The organism is Streptomyces sp. NPDC001700 (assembly GCF_053596435.1).
In genome coordinates this window covers 372756-391279 of record NZ_JBSFGE010000002.1, presented here as the reverse complement: position 1 = coordinate 391279, position 18524 = coordinate 372756, and the positions used below count along the sequence as shown (strand labels likewise).

The 18524-nt window shown below is 70.7% G+C and carries 15 protein-coding genes and 1 tRNA gene; 10 read left to right on the top strand and 6 right to left on the bottom strand.

The window, feature by feature from the left end:
- Positions 1-46: 46 nt before the first annotated feature.
- Positions 47-313 carry a GlsB/YeaQ/YmgE family stress response membrane protein gene (locus ACWC5C_RS05170; RefSeq protein WP_450873811.1) on the top strand — a complete coding sequence of 89 codons (267 nt, stop codon included), beginning with the start codon at positions 47-49 and terminating at the stop codon, positions 311-313.
- Positions 314-383: 70 nt separating this feature from the next.
- Here ACWC5C_RS05170 and ACWC5C_RS05165 read toward each other — a convergent pair whose 3' ends face one another.
- The 4 genes from ACWC5C_RS05165 to ACWC5C_RS05150 all read right to left on the bottom strand — a co-directional run bounded on the left by ACWC5C_RS05165 (position 384) and on the right by ACWC5C_RS05150 (position 6587).
- Complete coding sequence (locus ACWC5C_RS05165; RefSeq protein ID WP_450873809.1) at positions 384-1607, bottom strand: MFS transporter; 1224 nt, start codon at positions 1605-1607, stop codon at positions 384-386.
- Between the two features lie 111 nt (positions 1608-1718).
- Positions 1719-2459, bottom strand: coding sequence for a maleate cis-trans isomerase family protein (locus tag ACWC5C_RS05160; RefSeq protein ID WP_450873807.1), 741 nt, complete (start codon positions 2457-2459; stop codon positions 1719-1721).
- A gap of 46 nt (positions 2460-2505) precedes the next feature.
- Complete coding sequence (locus tag ACWC5C_RS05155) at positions 2506-2730, bottom strand: tautomerase family protein (protein ID WP_450873805.1); 225 nt, start codon at positions 2728-2730, stop codon at positions 2506-2508.
- A gap of 29 nt (positions 2731-2759) precedes the next feature.
- On the bottom strand, positions 2760-6587 hold the full coding sequence (locus tag ACWC5C_RS05150; RefSeq protein WP_450873803.1) for an amino acid adenylation domain-containing protein: 3828 nt from the start codon (positions 6585-6587) through the stop codon (positions 2760-2762).
- A 336-nt stretch (positions 6588-6923) separates the two neighbouring features.
- On the opposite strand from ACWC5C_RS05150, the gene ACWC5C_RS05145 reads away from it, so the two are divergent.
- Positions 6924-7472 carry a MarR family winged helix-turn-helix transcriptional regulator gene (locus ACWC5C_RS05145; RefSeq protein ID WP_450873801.1) on the top strand — a complete coding sequence of 183 codons (549 nt, stop codon included), beginning with the start codon at positions 6924-6926 and terminating at the stop codon, positions 7470-7472.
- A 5-nt stretch (positions 7473-7477) separates the two neighbouring features.
- Here the strand turns inward: ACWC5C_RS05145 and ACWC5C_RS05140 are convergent.
- Positions 7478-7553, bottom strand: a tRNA-Arg gene (locus ACWC5C_RS05140).
- 383 nt (positions 7554-7936) lie between these two features.
- Between ACWC5C_RS05140 and ACWC5C_RS05135 the strand changes: the two genes are divergently transcribed.
- The 7 genes from ACWC5C_RS05135 (at position 7937) to ACWC5C_RS05105 (ending at position 16953) form a co-directional block, all read left to right on the top strand.
- Positions 7937-9553 (top strand): dynamin family protein, encoded by a 1617-nt coding sequence (locus ACWC5C_RS05135; protein WP_450874008.1) that lies wholly within the window; start codon positions 7937-7939, stop codon positions 9551-9553.
- On the top strand, positions 9550-11583 hold the full coding sequence (locus tag ACWC5C_RS05130) for a GTPase (RefSeq protein ID WP_450873799.1): 2034 nt from the start codon (positions 9550-9552) through the stop codon (positions 11581-11583). Before ACWC5C_RS05135 ends, ACWC5C_RS05130 begins: the two co-directional genes overlap by 4 nt.
- A gap of 163 nt (positions 11584-11746) precedes the next feature.
- Positions 11747-12199, top strand: coding sequence for a single-stranded DNA-binding protein (locus ACWC5C_RS05125; RefSeq protein WP_385445868.1), 453 nt, complete (start codon positions 11747-11749; stop codon positions 12197-12199).
- A 207-nt stretch (positions 12200-12406) separates the two neighbouring features.
- The gene (locus tag ACWC5C_RS05120) at positions 12407-13840 is read left to right on the top strand and encodes a Cys-Gln thioester bond-forming surface protein (protein WP_450873797.1); all 1434 of its coding nucleotides are present in this window, start codon (positions 12407-12409) and stop codon (positions 13838-13840) included.
- A 191-nt stretch (positions 13841-14031) separates the two neighbouring features.
- Entirely contained in the window at positions 14032-15696 is a 1665-nt protein-coding gene (gene ettA, locus ACWC5C_RS05115; RefSeq protein ID WP_450873795.1) for an energy-dependent translational throttle protein EttA, read from the top strand.
- A gap of 4 nt (positions 15697-15700) precedes the next feature.
- Positions 15701-16162, top strand: coding sequence for an acyl-CoA thioesterase (locus ACWC5C_RS05110; protein WP_450873793.1), 462 nt, complete (start codon positions 15701-15703; stop codon positions 16160-16162).
- Positions 16159-16953, top strand: a complete 795-nt coding sequence (locus ACWC5C_RS05105; RefSeq protein WP_450873791.1) for a hypothetical protein — start codon at positions 16159-16161, stop codon at positions 16951-16953. Before ACWC5C_RS05110 ends, ACWC5C_RS05105 begins: the two co-directional genes overlap by 4 nt.
- A gap of 32 nt (positions 16954-16985) precedes the next feature.
- On the opposite strand, the gene ACWC5C_RS05100 is transcribed toward ACWC5C_RS05105, so the two are convergent.
- On the bottom strand, positions 16986-17390 hold the full coding sequence (locus tag ACWC5C_RS05100) for a globin (RefSeq protein WP_385445874.1): 405 nt from the start codon (positions 17388-17390) through the stop codon (positions 16986-16988).
- Between the two features lie 94 nt (positions 17391-17484).
- Here ACWC5C_RS05100 and ACWC5C_RS05095 point away from each other — a divergent pair, with 94 nt between their 5' ends.
- Positions 17485-18522, top strand: a complete 1038-nt coding sequence (locus ACWC5C_RS05095) for a methyltransferase domain-containing protein (protein WP_450873789.1) — start codon at positions 17485-17487, stop codon at positions 18520-18522.
- Positions 18523-18524: the final 2 nt, after the last annotated feature.

Sequence of the window (18524 nt, the reverse complement as noted above, 5' to 3'; positions counted from 1 at the left end):
GCAGCCGAAGTCCCGTACTGCGACATCGAAAGGCCAGAACCGCACCATGAGCATCGTGAGCTGGATCGTCCTCGGGCTGATCGCCGGAGCCGTCGCCAAGTTCCTTCTCCCCGGCCGTGACCCGGGCGGTCTGATCGGCACCACCGTCATCGGCGTCGTCGGGTCCTTCATCGGCGGCTGGCTCTCCGCCAAGTTCCTCGACCGGCCCATCGACGACCAGTTCTTCGACCCCGCCACCTGGGGAGCCGCCATCGGCGGCTCCCTGGTGCTGCTGATCGCCTACCGTCTGCTGTTCGGCCACTCCCGCCGCTGACGGCGGCGGGCGGCGCGTCCTGCGAAACGGCCTCCTCCGCTACGTCCGTAGGGGAGGAGGCCGGCGGGGTTCAGCCGTCGGTGACCCGGGGGCCGGGCTTGAAGCCGTGCCGGTGGGCCAGCGCGACGACGGCGGTGGCCAGGACGGCCAGCCCGAGCAGCACCCAGGGTATGGACCCGGCGCCGGTCGACTCCAGGAGGAGACCGCCGAACACCCCGCCGCCCGCGACCGCGAGGTTGAAGACGGTGACGAACATCGACTGCGCGACATCGGCCGCGTCCCCGGCCGCGTCGGCGTTGGCGGTCTGCAGCAGCGTGGGCGCGCCGCCGAACGTCACACCCCAGATGACGATGCCGAGGAACACCAGCGGCACCGACGAGCCCGCGACGCCCAGCACCAGGGACGCGAGGGCGAACCCGGCGAGGCTCAGCAGGGTGACCGGGCGCAGCTTGCGGTCCACCAGGACTCCGGTGAGCCAGATCCCCACGATGGCCGCGGCGCCGAACACCAGCAGCGCGAGGTCGACGCGCCCACCGAGACCGGACCGCTCCAGGAAGGGTGCGATGTAGGTGTAGAGGATGTTGTGCGCCAGGATCCACAGGAGCACCACGGCCAGCACGGAAGCGATGCCCGGCAGGGCGAAGATCTTCCGGATCGGCTCCCGTTCGGTGGCGGTCTGACCGGGGAAGTCCGGGACCAGCGCACGGATCCAGAGGACCAGCAGCAGCGCGACGGCGGACATGATCCAGAACACTCCGCGCCAGTCGAACAGCGACCCCAGCCAGGTGCCCAGCGGGACCCCGAGGGTCAGCGCGACCGGCTGGCCCACCCCGACGATGGCCAGCGCCCGGCCCTGGAGGCTTTCGGGGACCAGCCGCCTGCCGTATCCGGCGAGCAGCCCCCAGACGACTCCGGCCGCCATACCGGCGATGAAGCGGGCGACGAGGGTGAGTTCGTAGCTGGTGGACAGCGCCGTGATCGTGTTGAAGATCAGCAGCCCGCCGACCGAGAGGAGCAGCAATGGCCGTCGTCGCATACTGCGGGTGGCGGCGATGACGGGGATGGCCGCTACCACGGAACCGATCGCGTAGAGCGTGACGAGCTGCCCCGCCAGCCCTTCGGAGACGCCGAGGCCGTCGCCGATCTGCGGGAGGAGTCCCGCGGGCGTCGTCTCGGTCATGATGGCCAGGAATCCGGCCGTGGTCAGCGCCAGCAGTTTCCCTATGGGAAGCCGGTCGCCGTCGGTGACCCGCTGCGGGTCGATGGCAGTTGTGTCACTGCCGGTATTGCTCACGTAGGTCTCCTTGTTTTCCAAATCGGCGCCGGGCGGGGGCGTTCAGGCCGCCCCCGCCCAGCTTTATCGGTGATGTAGTGCTGCTTCGTTATTTCGGTACCGCTCGGTGGCTCAGTACTGCGCGGCCAGGGAGCCGAATCCCCTGATGCGGTCGGCGATGCCGTTCTGCCGCAGCGCCCGCCAATAGAGCACCGTGTTGTTGGAGATGACCGGCTTGCCGAGCCATTCCTCGGCACCGGCCGCGACGCGCATCATGGCCATATTGGTGCCCACCTGCACGATCGCCTCCACGTCCGGGGTGTCGACGGCCTTGATGGCCTCGCGCAGCTCCGGTTCGTGCACATGGGCGATCCGCTCCGGACTGCTGCACCCCAGTCCCGTCATCGATACCACGTCATATCCGGATTCGGTGAAGAACCGGCTGACCGAGTCGTCACCGGCCGGAACGTACGGGGTGATGACGCCGAGCCGCCGGGCGCCGTATTGGGACAGCGCCGTGGTGAAGGCGTCCGGGCTCATGGTGACCGGAAGACCCCCGCTGGCGGACTTCATCGAAGCCACCACCTCGTCCTGAGAGCCGGGGCCGTCCCAGTAGATCTCAGGGGAGAAAGCGATGACGAAGCAGTCGGGTTTGCACGGCAGCAGACTGTCGATCGCCCGGTGGGTCGACTCCCGGTAACTGCTGACCAGATCGTCGATACCGCCCGTGAGCGAGGTGTCCTGGGTCTGCATGCGCCCGGTGTGGTTGGTGACCCCCTCCGGCCGCATGGCTTCCATTTCCGGCTGGACGGAGGTGTTGGTCGCCGGAAGGACCACGCCGACTTTGAGACGCGGTCCGAGGCAGTCGGTCATATCGCGCTCCTTGTGCTGTGCTGTGACGGTGAGTTGGGGCTGATTCTCAGTAGCCCGGGGCCTTGATGAGGAGGTGCTGCCGCCCTATGATTTCCGGAACGATGACGGCGTCGTTCCATGACGACTGGTCCACCTGCTCCAGTGCGATCGAGACGGCGCCCTCGGGGACCTCGAAGTGCCGCATCACCAGCGCGGTGAGGTCCTCGGTGAGCTGCCTCCGTTGTTCTTCGCCGACGTCCAGGGGAAAGTGCTTGATGTTGAGATGAGGCACGTCTTCCTCCGTGCGGATCAGTTGGGGGATCAGTTGTCGAGGCGGGTGTGGATTGCCGAGATGAGTTCACCGACCCCCTTCTTCTTCAGCACGCTGTAGTGATCCCCGACCAGCTCGACCGTGGTCGGCGGGGTCGCGGAATAGCCCGAGCTGTCCTCGATGAACGAGTAGTCGTCGCCCGTGGCCTTGAAGATGGTGATGGGCGTGTTCAGCTTGCGCTCGGCCAGTTCGCGGAAGCTGTACTCAAATTCGTACGTCGCTTCCACGATCCGGGTGATCCGGCGGATGAGCGCTTCGTCCAATTGCGGGAGGAGTTCATGGATGAACGCCACGAACTCGTCCTCGTGCCGGACCGTTTCGAGGCACCGATCGCGGTCGGGCCCGCTGATTCCGCCGGTGAAGACGGAGTAGAGGATCGTGAGGTAGGCCGGATTGCGGTACGTCGCCTCACGTCCGTACTGCTTCCCCTCCGTCTCCCGGACCTTGGGGTTTCCGGGGCAGATCAGAAACAGGTTCTCCACCTGTTCCCCCGCGTCCTCCAGCTGCCACGCGGTCTCGAAGGCGACCCGGGCGCCGAAGGAATAGCCCCACAGGGTGTAGGGGCCCTCCGGCTGGATTTTCCGGATCTCGGCCACATCCGCCGCGGCCATGTCACGGATCGTCGGGTACGGCGTCTCGCCGTCGTTGATGCCGTGCGCCTGGATTCCGTAGAACGGCCGGTTGACGTCCGCGCCGGAGGCGAGCTGCTGGAGGTTCATGGGATAGCCGCCGAGCCCCGGCCAGCAGAAGACCGGCGACTGTCCGCCCTCGGGGTGCAGCCGCAGGAAGCGGGATATCTCCCCGGTGGCGGTGCCGTCGACATGGGGGGCGAGGCGGCTGACCGTGGGCGCGTCGAAGAGCACCTGCACCGGCAGCTTGGTCCCGAATCGCTTGTTGAGGCGGTTGACCAGGGTCACGGCGATGAGCGAATTGCCGCCCGCTTCGAAGAAGTTGTCCTCGGTGGATACGGGCTCGTACTTCAGCGCCGCGCCCCACAGCTCGGCGAGGGCCTTCTCGATGTCCGTCTCCGGGGCCACGAACTCCCGGCTCTCCAGCCCCTGGGACATCTCGTCGAAGCCGGCCAGCGCCTTGACGTCGATCTTCCCGTTGGCCGTCTGCGGCAGCGCGTCCAGGACGACGACCTTGTTGGGCAGCATGTAGTCCGGCAGATAGGTGGCCAGGTCGTCCCTGATCACCTCGGTCGGGCCCTTCATATGGACGATGTCCTCGCCCATGCCCTCGCTCGCCTCCTGCTCGGCCGATATTCGGCCGCCGACGAAGAAGTAGGAGGCGCCGGTCGGGATCGAGCACTCGGTCAGGATGGCGTCCAGACGCCGTGCGGCGGGCAGCGGATGACCGGTCTTGGAGCTGTAGCCGGAGGACATCAGGCCCAGCCCCAGCTGGTTGGCCTGGAGGTGGTGGAGCTTCTTGCCGAGCGCGATGTACTCCAGCCAGGGCTCGGCCGCCCGGCTGACGGCGCTGATGCCGAAGCTGGAGCGCTCGTAGACCGCCTGGTTGATGGCGATCACGTCCTTCTTCAGCACCAGTTCGTCGGAGATCTTCTCCAGGTCGCCGGACCGGTAGCGGTACTGACCGCCCGGCAGATCGGTGACCTTCCCGGGATGCACCTGGAGGTAGACCTCGGTGGGGTCGTCCGGCTGACGGCCGTCGCTCTGCCGGATGTCGAACGTGCCCAGGTAGTGGTCGTCCTCGGCCACGTCGAACTGCGGCAGCAGCTCCGGATGGAACCCGTCCGGATGGATGGCCAGGCCATGGGCGGGCAGCACCTGCTCGAAGAGGCCGACCATATGGCCCGTCTCGAACTCCAGCACTTCGCCGATGTTGTTCTTGTAGACGGGCTCGATGGCCTGCCGCTTGCCGACGAAGTGGACCTTCAGCCGCGGGGATCCGTCACCCTTCACCGTGCGGATCAGCGCGAGCTGGTGGTCCAGCGGGTTGTAGTAGTAGATACCGGCCGCCAGCTCGCCGATGCCCGCGATCTCCAGGTACATCTGGGTCGCGTACAGCGCGCCGGGCGAGGCGTACGCGTACTTCGGCAGCAGCCGCTCCTCGCTGTGGAACTGCCCGAAGGAGCGCAGGATCGCGCCGAGACCGCTGAGGGTCAGATCGCCGAGCGGCCGCGACGCGAAGGGGTCCACCCCGTGGTCGAGCAGCTTGAGGATGCGTGCCCGGCTGGTGTCCCCGCCCTCGTAGAAGCGGTAGGTCTTGCGGGCGAACGCCTCGCGGCGCAGCTCCGGGCTCGCGTCGCGGCCGGGAAGGTCCACCTGGGTCCGCCCGGCGAGCTGTTCGGACGAACGCAGCCCGGGGTTGGAGAGCTGGGCCTTGACCTGCAGCTTGTTGGATTTGGACTGATGGTGGGAGCCGTGGTTGCCCTGGTCCATCAGGGCGGCTTCCTTGGGGTTCAGCTCCACGGCGGCGACGAGGTTCTGGGAGCCGGTGCGCGGATCGTCCTTGACCAGGACGGCGGCCCGCTTGACCCAGGCGTGGTTCTCGATGGTGCGGGCGACCTCGTCCAGTTCGACGCGGTAGCCGCGCAGCTTGACCTGGCTGTCGGTCCGGCCGAGGAAGTGGACGATGCCGTCGGGCGCCTGGGAGACCAGGTCGCCGGTCCGGTACAGCCGCACCGGGGCCTGCCCGGGCTCCGGCGCGAGGTGGACGAAGCGCTCTTCGGTCAGCTCGGGCCGGTGCAGATAGCCGCGGGCGAGCTGGACACCGGAGATGTACAGCTCACCGGTCTCGCCGTGCGGCACGGGCCGGTGGCTCTCGTCCAGCACGTGGTAGCCGGTGCGGGCGACCGGGGCGCCGATGGGGATGACGGTGGGTTCGTCGTCCACGGTGGCCGGGGCGACCTCGTACGCCGAGGAGTTGATGGTGCACTCGGTCGGTCCGTACAGGTTCACCAGCCGCGCCGTCGGCAGCGTCGCGAAGAACTCCGAGGCCAGTGCTCTGGTGAGCGCCTCGCCGCCGCTGAACACCCGGGACAGGCTGGTGCAGTCGCCCAGCCGCTCGGTGTCCACCAGGGCCTGGAGCAGCGTCGGGACGCACTGGAGCGTGGTCACCCCGTGGCGGTCGATCGTGTCGATCAGCCCCTCCGGGTCGCGGTAGACGCCCGGGGCGCCCATCACCACGCGGGCGCCGCACGCCGAGCCGAGGATCTCCCACTGGGCGGCGTCGAAGCTCATCGGGGTCTTCTGGAGGATGACGGTGCCGCCGCCGAGATGACCGGACTCCTGGAGCCAGCCGAGCTGGGCGGCGATGCTGCGGTGCTCGACCATCACCCCCTTGGGCTTGCCGGTGCTCCCGGAGGTGTAGATGACGTAGGCGAGCCCGTCCGGCTGCGGCTCTTCCCGTGGGTCCGGCTGGGTTGGCGGCGACCCGCTCGGCAGCTCGGTCAGGGCCTCGTCCACCGTGAGGACGAGGGTCTCGGGCGGGGCGAGTTGGCGCAGCCGGTCGGCCAGATGCGGCTGGCAGACGATGACCTGGGCGCGGGCGTTGTCGATGATGAAGCGCAGCCGCTCCTCGGGATAGTCCGGGGAGAGCGGCACATACGCGCCTCCGGCGCTCAGGATGCCCCACGCGCCGACGATGAGGTCGAGTGACGGATCAGCGAAGAGCCCCACACGGTGATCACGGCCTACGCCGGACTTCTGGAGCCGAAGAGTTAAACGGGCGCTCCGGTCGAGGAGGTCCCCATAGGTGAGGTGGGTGTCGCCGGCGACGACCGCGATGTCGTCGGGCCGTGCGGCGGCCTGTGCTCGAAGAAGCGCAGGCAGAGTGGTGTGATTTCCGACAGGCATGAAAAACCTTCCCGCTGTCTCTGTTGATGGCTTCCGGCGATGGCTTTCGGACGCGAACGCCGGCGGATGAGATCAAGCAGTTATGACGAGACTGGTCTGTTCAGGTCTTCGGTGGTCTCCCTGGACCATGGCCCCGCCCGGGCTGTGGACCGGAACGGATCCCGGGCCTGGCGCGGGCAAGGGGCATGGACGAGGGTTGTGTGCTCAAGGGCCCGCCTGGTTGTGCCCCCGTTGCGTACCCAGAGCTGTCTGACAGCCACTGACCGTAGAAAGTAGGCTTGCTCCATGTCAAATAGTTCGATGTTGAACTCACCTCGAAGAGATGGGACCGGCGAGGTGAACGAGCATCACGAACAGGTGCGTGAGGAGGGCGAGGACGCGCTCGATCGCATCCTTCAGCAGTGGGCGGAAAGCCGCCCTGACCTGGACGCTTGGTCCATGGGGCTGATGGGGCGGCTCTTCCGTGCGACCCGGCTCGTCGAGTGGGGAGTGGTGGAACACCTCGACGCCGAGGGCATGGAGCGCTGGGAATTTGACGTACTCGCAACATTGCGGCGCAGTGGCCCGCCGTACGCCTTGTCCCCGAAAGCCCTGGCCGCGACCATGATGATCAAGCCACCGGCGCTCACCCACCGGGTCGACCGACTGGTGAATCGCGGCCTGGTCGACCGTGAACTCGACCCCACCAACCGCCGCCGCATGGTGATTTCACTCACCCAGGAGGGGTTCGAGCTGGTGGACAACGCGGTGGAGGGGCATATCCGCAATGGGGAACGCCTGTTCAGCGCCCTGGACCGGACCGAGCAGGAGCAGCTGTCGCAGCTGATGCGGAAGCTGCTGCTCTCCCTCGGCGACGCGGCGCCCCCCAACGCGCCGGGGCGGTGAGCCAGTGGCGCCCCCGGCAGGACTCGAACCTGCGGCCAAGCGCTTAGAAGGCGCCTGCTCTATCCACTGAGCTACGGGGGCCGGTGGTGGGCCTGGAACTGCTGAGCCCCCGGGTGCCGACGGGCCCGCGGTGCGGCCGTGGTGCCGGTGGCCGGGCGCGGCGGATCCGTGACCTTGCCGGGGACAAGGATAGGGCTCCCTGCGCCTCGCCCCGGTTGCTTCACCTCCGTGGCACGTTGTGGAGGTTCAGTGAAGCGGTCCGATAATCGCAGGCAGGTACGAAACTCGCATCGTTTTTCACGCCTCAAACGGCGGGTGTTGTCTACTCGTTATGCCTGAGCCCCGTCCGCCCCGCCTGCCTCATGTCCGATCTGAGGTGATCCGGGTGGGTCTCTTTGACGCGCACGAGTGACCATACGCTTCAAAAAGAGATCAAAACCGGGCATTCTTCGCATGTGGCGATCTTGGACGTACGGCCCCGGCTGCTCGACGCGCTGACCGCTCTGCGTGACCGCGTTGACGCCGCACGCTTTCCGCTCCCCCTTCCCGGTGCCGACCGCGCTCGCCGCAGCCGTGCCGAGTTGCTCGCTCAACTGGACGACTACCTCGTGCCCCGGTTGCGCGCCCCCGAAGCGCCTCTGCTGGCGGTGATCGGCGGATCTACCGGAGCAGGAAAGTCCACTCTGGTCAATTCCCTGGTCGGCCGACGGGTCACGGAGGCCGGGGTACTGCGGCCGACGACCCGTACCCCGGTGCTGGTCTGTCACCCCGACGATCACTCCTGGTTCGCCGGGAAACGGGTGCTTCCGCAGCTCACCCGGGTCTGGGTACCGGCCCAGGGAGACCGCGCTGAGGGCCCGTACGACGAGGAGGAACGGGCCCGGGAGGGCGAGGGGCCCGCGGCGCTGCGGATCGAGACCGACCCGGGACTCGCCCGGGGGCTCGCCCTGCTCGACGCGCCCGACATCGACTCGCTCGTCGCCCGCAACCGCGATCTCGCGGCCGAACTGATCTGCGCCGCCGACATCTGGGTGCTGGTCACCACGGCCACCCGGTACGCCGACGCCGTCCCCTGGCATCTGCTGCGGACCGCGAAGGAGTACGACGTGACACTTGTCACCGTGCTGGACCGGGTTCCGCACCAGGTCGCCGCCGAAGTTTCACGTCAGTACGCCGCGCTCCTCACGGCGGCCGGGCTCGGCGATGTGCCCCGTTTCACCATCCCCGAGCTTCCCGAGTCGGCGGGCGGCGGCAGCGGACTGCTCCCGGCCACCGCGGTCGCCGCGCTGCGCGACTGGCTCACCCGGCACGCCCAGGACCCGCAGGCCCGTACCGTCGCCGCCGCCCGCACCGCGGCCGGTGTCCTCGCCTCGCTCCAGGCCCGGATGCCCGCACTGGCCGGTGCGGCCGCGGCCCAGCACGCCGCGGCGGTGCGGCTGGTCCAGCGGGTCGAGGGGGCGTACGGAGAGGCGGCCGAGCGGGTGCGGCGGGAGATCGCCGCGGGCGCGGCCCTCGCGGGCGGCGCGCTCACCCACTGGCACGGCCAACCGCACGACAGCACCCCCGATGAGCTTCTTACGGCGCTCACCGACTCCCTCGCGACCCTGCTGCGCAGCGCGGCGGCCGCCGCCGACGACCGGATCGCCGAGGCCGGGAAGCGGGATCCCGCCGCCAGGACCGGGCTCGCCCCGGCCGACGCGCGCGAGGCCGGGGACCGGATCGGCGTGGCCGTACGGCGCTGGCGCCGCTGCGTCGAGGAGCTGGCCGAGGAGGAGACCCGTGCCCGCGTCCCCGACGGCGGCGGGCCCGACACGCCCGACGAGGTCGCCGCCTTTCTGGTGGCCTCCCTGCTGGGCGGGCGGCGGGCCCGTAAGGCGGGCGAACGGCTCGCCGAGACGCTGGGCGCGCACCGTGCGCTGCGGCTGGGCGACCGAGGCGGACGGCTGCTGGACGGCTGCGTCGCGCGCGCCCTGGAGGCGGAGCGCGACCGGCGGCTCGCGCCGCTCGACGCGCTGGACGTCACCCCGGACCACCAGGTCCAGCTGATCGCCGCGCTGTCCCTACTGCAGAAGGAGAAGTGACCGACGTGACGGCTACTGCTGCTGGTCTCGACGGCGGGGACAAGTGCGGGCACGGGGACGACGCGGGCGCCGAGGGTGTGGTGCGGGCGCGGCAGACGTGGGACGACGGGCTGATCGCCCGGCGCGCCGGGCGGCGGGTCGCCCGCCGCGCCCCCCGGGAGGTGCCCGGCCCGGCGGCACCGGCGGCACCGGCGGCACGGACCGCTCCCGAGGGCGAGCGGTGCGAGCCGTACGGGACCGATGACGCGCGGCAGACGCGCGAGCCGTCCTGCGTTCCTTACCGGTCGGGCGACTTCCGGTCGGGCGATTACCGGTCCGGTGACTACCAGTCCGTTGACTTCCGGGCCGGTGACTACCGCTCCGGCGATCCCTATAAGGCGTATGAGGCCTATGAGGCGTACGCCTCGTACGAGCGACCCTTCGGGCCCGGCGCCCGCAGCTTCGCCGCCGGGAGTCTGCGGCCGCGCCTGGACGCCCTGCGCCAGCTCGTGGGGCTCTCCCGAACCCGGCTGGACGGACGCACCCTCGCCGGGGCCGGGCGGGTGCTGGACGAGGCCGCCGCGCGCGGACGGCATCCGCTCGGGCACACCGTCGTCGCCCTCGCGGGCGCCACTGGAAGCGGTAAGTCGACACTCTTCAACGCGCTCGCCGGGGCGCCGCTCTCCGAGGCCGGGATCCGGCGGCCGACCACCGCCGTGCCACTCTCCTGCGCGTGGACCGATCACGCCGACGGGCTGCTGGACCGGCTCGGCATCCCGCCCGTGGACCGCCGCCGCCCGGCGTATCCGTACGATCCGGCGCTGCGCGGTCTCGTCCTGCTCGACCTGCCCGACCACGACTCGGCCGCCCCGGGCCACCGGGACCGGGTGGACCGGCTGCTGGGGCTGGTCGACGCGGTGGTGTGGGTGGTGGATCCCGAGAAGTACGCGGACGCGGTGCTGCACGAGCGCTATCTGCGGCCGCTCGCCGGATACGCGGAGGTGACGTTCGTCGTCCTCAACCAGGTGGACCGGCTGCCGGGCGACGCCGCCGACCAGGTGCTGGACGATCTGCGGCGGCTGCTGGACGAGGACGGGCTGGCGCTCGGCGAGCACGGGGAGCCGGGCGCGGCGGTGCTCGCCCTGTCCGCGCTCACCGGGGAGGGCGTCGGGGAGCTGCGGGACATGCTCGGCGGGCTCGCGGCCGAGTGCGGCGCGGCGGAACGGCGGCTGGCGGCGGACGTGGACGGCACGACCGCGCGGCTGCGGCCGCAGTACGTGGCGGACGGTTCACCGGCCGGGTTCACCGGGCGGGCGCGGGCGGAGTTCGAGGACCGGCTGGCGGAGGCGGCGGGCGCGGCGGCGGCCGGGCAGGCCGCGGAGCGGGCCTGGCTGCGGGACGCGCAGTGGGCGTGCGGGACGCCGTGGGGGCGGCTGGTACGGGGTCGCGGGCCCGGCGGCGGACGGGCGGAGGACGAGCGGGAGGCCCCGGGGGCGCGGGCGAAGGCGGCGGAGCGGGAGGCGGTCACGGCCCGGCCCGCGGTGGAGGAGGCCGTGCGCACGCTCGCCGACGAGGCCACGGCCGGGCTGCCCGGGCCCTGGGCGCAGGCGGTGCGGGAGGCGGCGGGCTGGGGTGGCCGGGGGCTGCCGGAGGCGGTCGACGAGGCGGTGGCGGCGGCGCGGCGCGGACAGTGCCTCACCCGGCCCGCGTGGTGGTCGGCGATGGCGGCGGCCCAGGTGGCGCTGCTGGTGCTCCAGGTGGTGGCGGTGGTCTGGCTGGTGGGGGCCGTGGCGGGGCTGTTCGGCGGGCCGGGGTGGTGGGCGCCCGTGGCGCTGGCGGCGGGTGGCGCGCTGGCCGGGACGGGGCTGGCGTGGGCGTGCGGGATGGCGGCGCGGGGGCCCGCGCGGCGGTACGGCCGGGCGGCGGAGACCCGGCTGCGGGACGCGGCGGTGGGCTGCGGGCGGGCGCGGGTGCTGGGTCCGGTGGGCGCGGAGCTGGCGCGGTACCGGGAGGTGCGGGCGCAGTACGTGATCGCGGCGGGGGAGGGCTGAGGGGGACGTGACGCACGGGGTCCGCTCACCGGAACGAGGGAGCGGGTTATCCACAGCCTGGGGGTTGTGCACAGGCTCCGGCGAGGGGCGCGGATCGCGGGCAGCATGGGGGTCGGCGGTCCGGTGGGCCGCCGGGGGAGCGCGGCAGATCGGGGGAGCGGGCATGAACGAGACCTGGACGACGGTGCTGGGGAACGCGGCGACGCGGCCGGATTTCTGGGAGACGGCGGCCGGGGTCGCGGTGGCCCGGTTCCGGCTGGCGGCGACGGTGCGCCGCTGGGACCGGAAGAGCGACGGCTGGGTGGACGCGTACACCAGCTTCTATACGGTCTGGGCCTGGCGCACCCTCGCGGCAAACGTGGCCGCTTCGGTGACACTCGGCGAACCGCTGCTGGTCCATGGCACCTTGCGGGTGCGTGAGCGGGAGAAGGAGCGGGAGCGGGAGGGAGCCCGGCAGGGCGCGGGGGAGGGGGAGAGCGGACCCAAGCGGTGGGTCACCGCGGAGATCGACGCGGTGGCGGTCGGGCATGACCTCACGCGCGGTACCTCCGCCTTCCGGCGGGTCTCGCAGGCCAAACCGCTTTTAAACGCACCGACCGGGGCAACGTCGCCGTGACCAGGGGGGATTTATCGATAATCCCAGGTCATTTGGGGTCTGTGGGCGAGATAACAATTCCGATTCGGATCGGTTGGGGTCAGGTCCAATCGGGGATCACGCGGCTTTTCGCTCCCTAGGATCCCTGAGTGCCCAACGGGGGTTACTGAGTTTTGAGTTCGCTGGCGATGCGCACCGACTGACCGGCGCTCGCCCGGAGGGGAAACCATGAATTCTGTGAAGAGGCGGGGTGCCGCCCGATTCGCGGCCGCCGTTCTGGTGTCTGGGCTGGTCGCCGTGGGCGCGATAGCCGGCGCCGGCGCCGCCGCCGCGGACGAGGTGCCTCCGGGAAGCGGTGGGGCCACCACCACGCTGAGCGGCCTCAAGACCTTCGACAAGGCGGTCATCCACGAAAAGGGCGGCAAGGGCGACCAGGAGGTCGGCGCCGGTCTCTTCGAGATGGCGGTCGACAACGGCGGCAGCATTCAGACGTACTGCGTCGATCTGCACAACCCGACGCAGAGCAAGGCCAAGTACGAGGAAAAGCCCTGGAGTCAGACCTCACTGGCCAACAACCGCGAAGCGGGCAAGATCAACTGGATTCTGCAGAACTCCTACCCCCAGGTGAACGACCTCGCCGAACTCGCCTCGAAGGCGGGCTCCGGCGCCCTCACCGAGAAGACCGCGGCCGCCGGTACGCAGGTCGCCATCTGGCGCTTCTCCGACCGGGCGGAGGTCGACGCGGTCGACCCGGCGGCCGAGAAGCTCGCCGACTACCTGGAGAAGAGCGCGCGGAACCTGGCCGAGCCCAAGGCCTCGCTGAGCCTCGAACCGTCCGCCGTCTCCGGCAAGGCCGGTGAGCCGATCGGTCCGGTCACGGTCCGCACCAACGCCGAGAGTGTCACCCTGACCCCGGGCACCGAGGCCGTCGAATCCGGCGCGAGGCTCGTCGACAAGAGCGGCAAGACGATCACCAGCGCCGCCAACGGCGGCGAGGTCTACGTCGACGTGCCGTCCGGCGCGGACGACGGCTCCATCTCGCTGACCGCCCAGGCCGCCACCAAGGTTCCGGTCGGCCGCGCGTTCTCCAGCGACACCAAGAGCCAGACCCAGATACTCGCCGGTTCCAGCGAGAGCACCGTCTCCGCCTCCGCCACCGCCCACTGGGCGGAGGAGGGCGCGGTCCCGGCCGTCACCGCCGAGAAGGACTGCGCCGAGGGCGGTGTGGACGTCACGGCGACCAACAAGGGCGACGAGGCGTTCACCTTCTCGCTGCTGGATCAGAAGTACACGGTCGAGGCCGGTCAGTCGAAGACCGTCACCGTTCCGGTGAACGAGGACCGGAGCTACACGTTCAGCGTCCGGGGCCCGAACGGTTTCAAGAAGTCCTTCTCCGGGGTCCTCGACTGCAAGACCGCGGGCACCTCGACCGGCGGCGACAGTGACAGCCCCTCCACCAAGGCGGGCCCGGCGTCGGCCGGGGGCACCGGCGAGGTCGTCAGCGGTGACACCACCGCCGTCGACGACACCGGCGGTGACCTCGCCGAGACCGGCGGCAGCAGCACCACCCCGGTGATCGCGGGCATCGCCATCGCGCTCGTCGTGGTCGGCGGCGCCGCGATCTTCTTCGTCCGTAAGAAGAAGTCCCCCACGGGCGAGTGACCGTCGGTGGAGTGACTACTGACGACGGACGGTGAGGAAGGGCCGGGGCGGCGAGCAATGGGTTTCCGCCTCGGGCCTGCCGTACGGCAAGATGGGGTGGGGTGTCTCTGCCCTGGACGCGGCGGAGCCCGCATGCACCCATGCGGCGCGGGCCGCAGATCGATACCTACCAGACTGCCGGACGGTTTCTCTTGGCTGAGTTCATCTACACCATGCGCAAGACGCGCAAGGCGCACGGCGACAAGGTGATCCTCGACGACGTCACGCTGAGCTTTCTGCCCGGCGCGAAGATCGGTGTCGTGGGTCCCAACGGCGCCGGTAAGTCGACGGTGCTGAAGATCATGGCCGGGCTGGAGCATCCGTCCAACGGCGATGCCTTCCTCTCGCCGGGCTACAGCGTCGGCATCCTGCTCCAGGAGCCCCCGCTGGACGAGTCCAAGACCGTGCTGGAGAACGTCCAGGACGGCGTGGCGGAGACCAAGGGCAAGCTCGATCGCTTCAACGAGATCGCCGAGCAGATGGCGACCGACTACAGCGACGCGCTGCTCGAGGAGATGGGCAAGCTCCAGGAGGACCTGGACCACGCCAACGCGTGGGACATGGACGCCCAGCTGGAGCAGGCCATGGACGCCCTCGGCTGCCCGCCCGGCGACGCGCCGGTCACCAAGCTCTCCGGTGGTGAGAAGCGCCGCGTCGCGCTCTGCAAGCTGCTGCTGGAGGCACCCGACCTGCTGCTCCTCGACGAGCCCACCAACCACCTGGACGCCGAGTCGGTCCAGTGGCTGGAGCAGCACCTCGCCAAGTACGCGGGCACCGTCGTGGCCATTACCCACGACCGGTACTTCCTGGACAACGTCGCCGAGTGGATCCTGGAGCTGGACCGCGGCCGCGCCATCGGCTACGAGGGCAACTACTCCACGTACCTGGAGAAGAAGCAGGCCCGCCTCAAGGTCGAGGGGCAGAAGGACGTCAAGCGCGCCAAGCGCCTCAAGGAAGAGCTGGAGTGGGTCCGCTCCAACGCCAAGGGCCGCCAGGCCAAGTCCAAGTCCCGGCTGAGCCGTTACGAGGAGATGGCGGCCGAGGCGGAGAAGACCCGGAAGCTGGACTTCGAGGAGATCCAGATCCCGCCGGGCCCGCGCCTGGGCAACGTCGTGGTCGAGGTGGAGAACCTCTCCAAGGCGTTCGGCGAGAAGGTCCTCATCGACGACCTCTCGTTCACCCTGCCGCGCAACGGCATCGTGGGCGTCATCGGCCCCAACGGCGCGGGCAAGACCACGCTCTTCAAGATGATCCAGGGCCTGGAGACCGCGGACGCGGGCAAGATCAAGGTCGGCGACACCGTCAAGATCTCCTACGTCGACCAGAGCCGCGCCAACATCGACCCCAAGAAGACGCTGTGGGCCGTCGTCTCCGACGAGCTGGACTACATCAACGTCGGCCAGGTCGAAATGCCGTCCCGCGCCTACGTCTCCGCCTTCGGCTTCAAGGGCCCGGACCAGCAGAAGCCGGCCGGGGTGCTCTCCGGCGGTGAGCGCAACCGCCTCAACCTCGCGCTCACCCTCAAGCAGGGCGGCAACCTGCTGCTCCTCGACGAGCCGACGAACGACCTCGACGTGGAGACCCTGTCCTCCCTGGAGAACGCGCTGCTCGACTTCCCCGGCTGCGCCGTGGTCGTCTCCCACGACCGCTGGTTCCTCGACCGCGTCGCCACCCACATCCTGGCGTACGAGGGCGAATCCAAGTGGTTCTGGTTCGAGGGCAACTACGAGTCGTACGAGAAGAACAAGATCGAGCGGCTCGGCCCGGACGCCGCCCGTCCGCACCGCGCCACCTACAAGAAGCTCACCCGGGGCTGATTGGATGGCCCGGCACATCTACTCCTGCCCCCTGCGCTGGTTCGACATGGACGCGTTCGGCCATGTCAACAACGTGGTCTTCCTGCGCTATCTGGAGGAGGCGCGCGTCGACTTCATGTGGCGGCTGGCGCCGGGTAACGGGAGTGACGCGTTCACCGGCGGGGTGGTCGTGGCCCGGCACGAGATCGACTATCTGAAGCCGCTCGTCCACCGGCACACGCCGGTGAGCATCGAGACCTGGGTGACGGATATCCGTGCCGCCTACATCAACCTCCGCTACGAGATCAAGGACGAGGAGACCGTGTACGTGCGGGCCGCCACCCGCATCGTCCCCTTCGACCTCGAAGCGGGCCGGCCGCGCCGCGTCACGTCCGAGGAGGAGAGCTTCCTGACCGACTACCTGGAGCCCGAGCCGGGCACCGGGAAGGGCGCCGGGAAGTCAGCTGAGGGGGCCGTCACCGTATGACGGCATTCGGGCAGCAGCTCCACTTCGCCGACGCCGGGGAGGCGGCCGACCTCGCCGCCTTCCTGGCCCGGCTGATCCACTACGACCGCGCCGCGGCGGTCCGGCTGCAGGCGGGCGGCGGGGTGCTGGCCGTCTTCGGCCGGCCGCCGTCCTTCGAGGTGCTGGCCATCCGCACGGCACGGCTGGAAGCCGTCGGCACGGCGGGTGCCTCGGACGCCGGGACCCCCGGCGGGCCGGGGGCGCTGGACACCACCGTCTCCGCCGGTCAGTTCGCCGACGCGCTGGACACGGCGGGCACCGGCCGGACGGCGTCCGGCGGGCTCACCGTCGCCGTGCCGGAAGCCGTCACCGGCCCGCCCTGGGCCGGAGTGCTGCCGCCGCGCGGCGGCTGGCGCCGGGAGGCGGGGCTGCCCGGCACGGACGAGGTGCGCCGGGCGGTCGCGGCCGCGGTCGCCGAGTTCCGGGCCCGCGACGAGGCGCTCCCCGAGGAGCGCCGTACGCGCGCCGAGCGCGACCGCATCGGCCACGAGATCTGGTCCCGCACGCTCGGGGACACCGGACTGCCGCTGCGCGCCGTGCACGCCGCCCAGTCGCTGGGCTTCCTGCGCCCCGCGCGGGCGAGCGCGGGCGCGGGTGCCGCCACCGGCTCCCGTGGTGCCACCGCCCTCGCCCCGGCGGCCGAGCCGCTGGCCCTGCTCGCCGCGGGCGGCTGGCTGCGGCTGCGTACTCCGTACGGCTCGATCGCGGTGCGTACGTCAGGGCTGCCCGGGCTGTCCGTGACGCCCGCCTAGGCGGTCCCGTCCTGGGCGGCCCCTGGGCGGTCTCAGCCCTCGGTGTTGACCATGGAGGCGGCCGCGTAGGTGAGGTAGTTCCACAGCTGGCGCTCCAAGTCGGGCGCCAGCTCCAGCTCGTCCACCGCGTCCCGCATATGGCGCAGCCAGGCGTCATGCGCCGCCCGGTTCACGGTGAACGGCGCGTGGCGCATGCGCAGCCGCGGATGGCCGCGGTTGTCGCTGTAGGTGCGGGGCCCGCCCCAGTACTGCATGAGGAAGAGCACCAGCCGCTCCTCCGCCGGGCCCAGATCGTCCTCGGGGTACATCGGCCGGAGCAGCGGGTCCTCCGCGACGCCTTGGTAGAAGCGTCGCACCAGGCGCCGGAAGGTCGGCTCGCCGCCGACCAGCTCGTAGAAGGTCTGCTCCTGAAGTGTGCCGCGCGGAATATCTTTCACGCCTCCATGCTCTCAGACAGCCCGCCCTAGGTAAGGGGGCGTAGGACCCGGCGGACCTGTAGCGGGCCCGGCCCCGGCGCAGGACAGTGGAGGCATGGGCGGCACGGGCGTGACGGAGACGGGCGGCGGGCGCGGACGTACGGGCGACCGGCCCGACCGTCATGCCGACGCGGCCGCCGTGGCGCGCGACGGGCTCGTCCGGGAGATCATGGCGGGCGGCGGGCTCACCGATCCACGGTGGCGGGCGGCGTTCGAGGCGGTTCCGCGCCATCTTTTCGTGCCGTATTACTACGAAGCGGGCGAGGCGGGCGGCGCGGCGCTCACCACCCGGCTGTGGCGGGACGACCGGAACCCACTGCGCCGGGCCCGCTGGCTGGCCGGGGCGTACGCCGACGCGCCCCTGGCGACGCGGGTGCGCGACGGCGAGCTGATCTCCTCCAGCAGCCAGCCGTCCCTGATGGCGCGGATGCTCGACGCGCTGCGGGTGCGGGACGGGGACCGGGTGCTGGAGATCGGCGCGGGCAGCGGCTACAACGCGGCGCTGCTCGCCCACCGGCTCGGCGACACCCGGGTGACGACCGTCGACCTCGACCCGGAGATCACCGAGGCCGCCCGCAGACATCTGGCCACGGCCGGCTTCCGTCCGGCCGTCGTCACCGGTGACGGGGCGCGCGGCGCTCCCGCGCGGGCCCCCTACGACCGGATCATCGCGACGTGCGCCGTGCCGTCCGTACCGTCCGCGTGGCTCGGTCAGTGCCGGCCCGGGGCGCTGGTGCTGATGCCGCTGGCCACCGGGCTGATCGTGCTGCGGGTCCATGACGCCCGGCATGCGGAGGGCCGTTTTCTGGCCACTCCCGCGTACTTCGTCCCGCTGCGCGGCAGTGGGAAGCCGGGGCCCGTTCCCACCCACGGGCTGCCGTCGTGGCCGCTGCTGGACGATTCCTTCCGCTTCCTGCTGAACGTGGCCGCGGGCCAGTTGGAGCCGGTCGAGGCGCTGGCGCTGTGGGAGCACGAGGGGCGGCCGGGCCGCGAGCGCTACGGGGTGACGGTGCGGGGCGAGCGGCAGTGGGCCTGGCTGGACGACGCGGAGGGCGCGTACGCCTGGCCGCTGGGCGCGGACGTCGCCCGATGAGA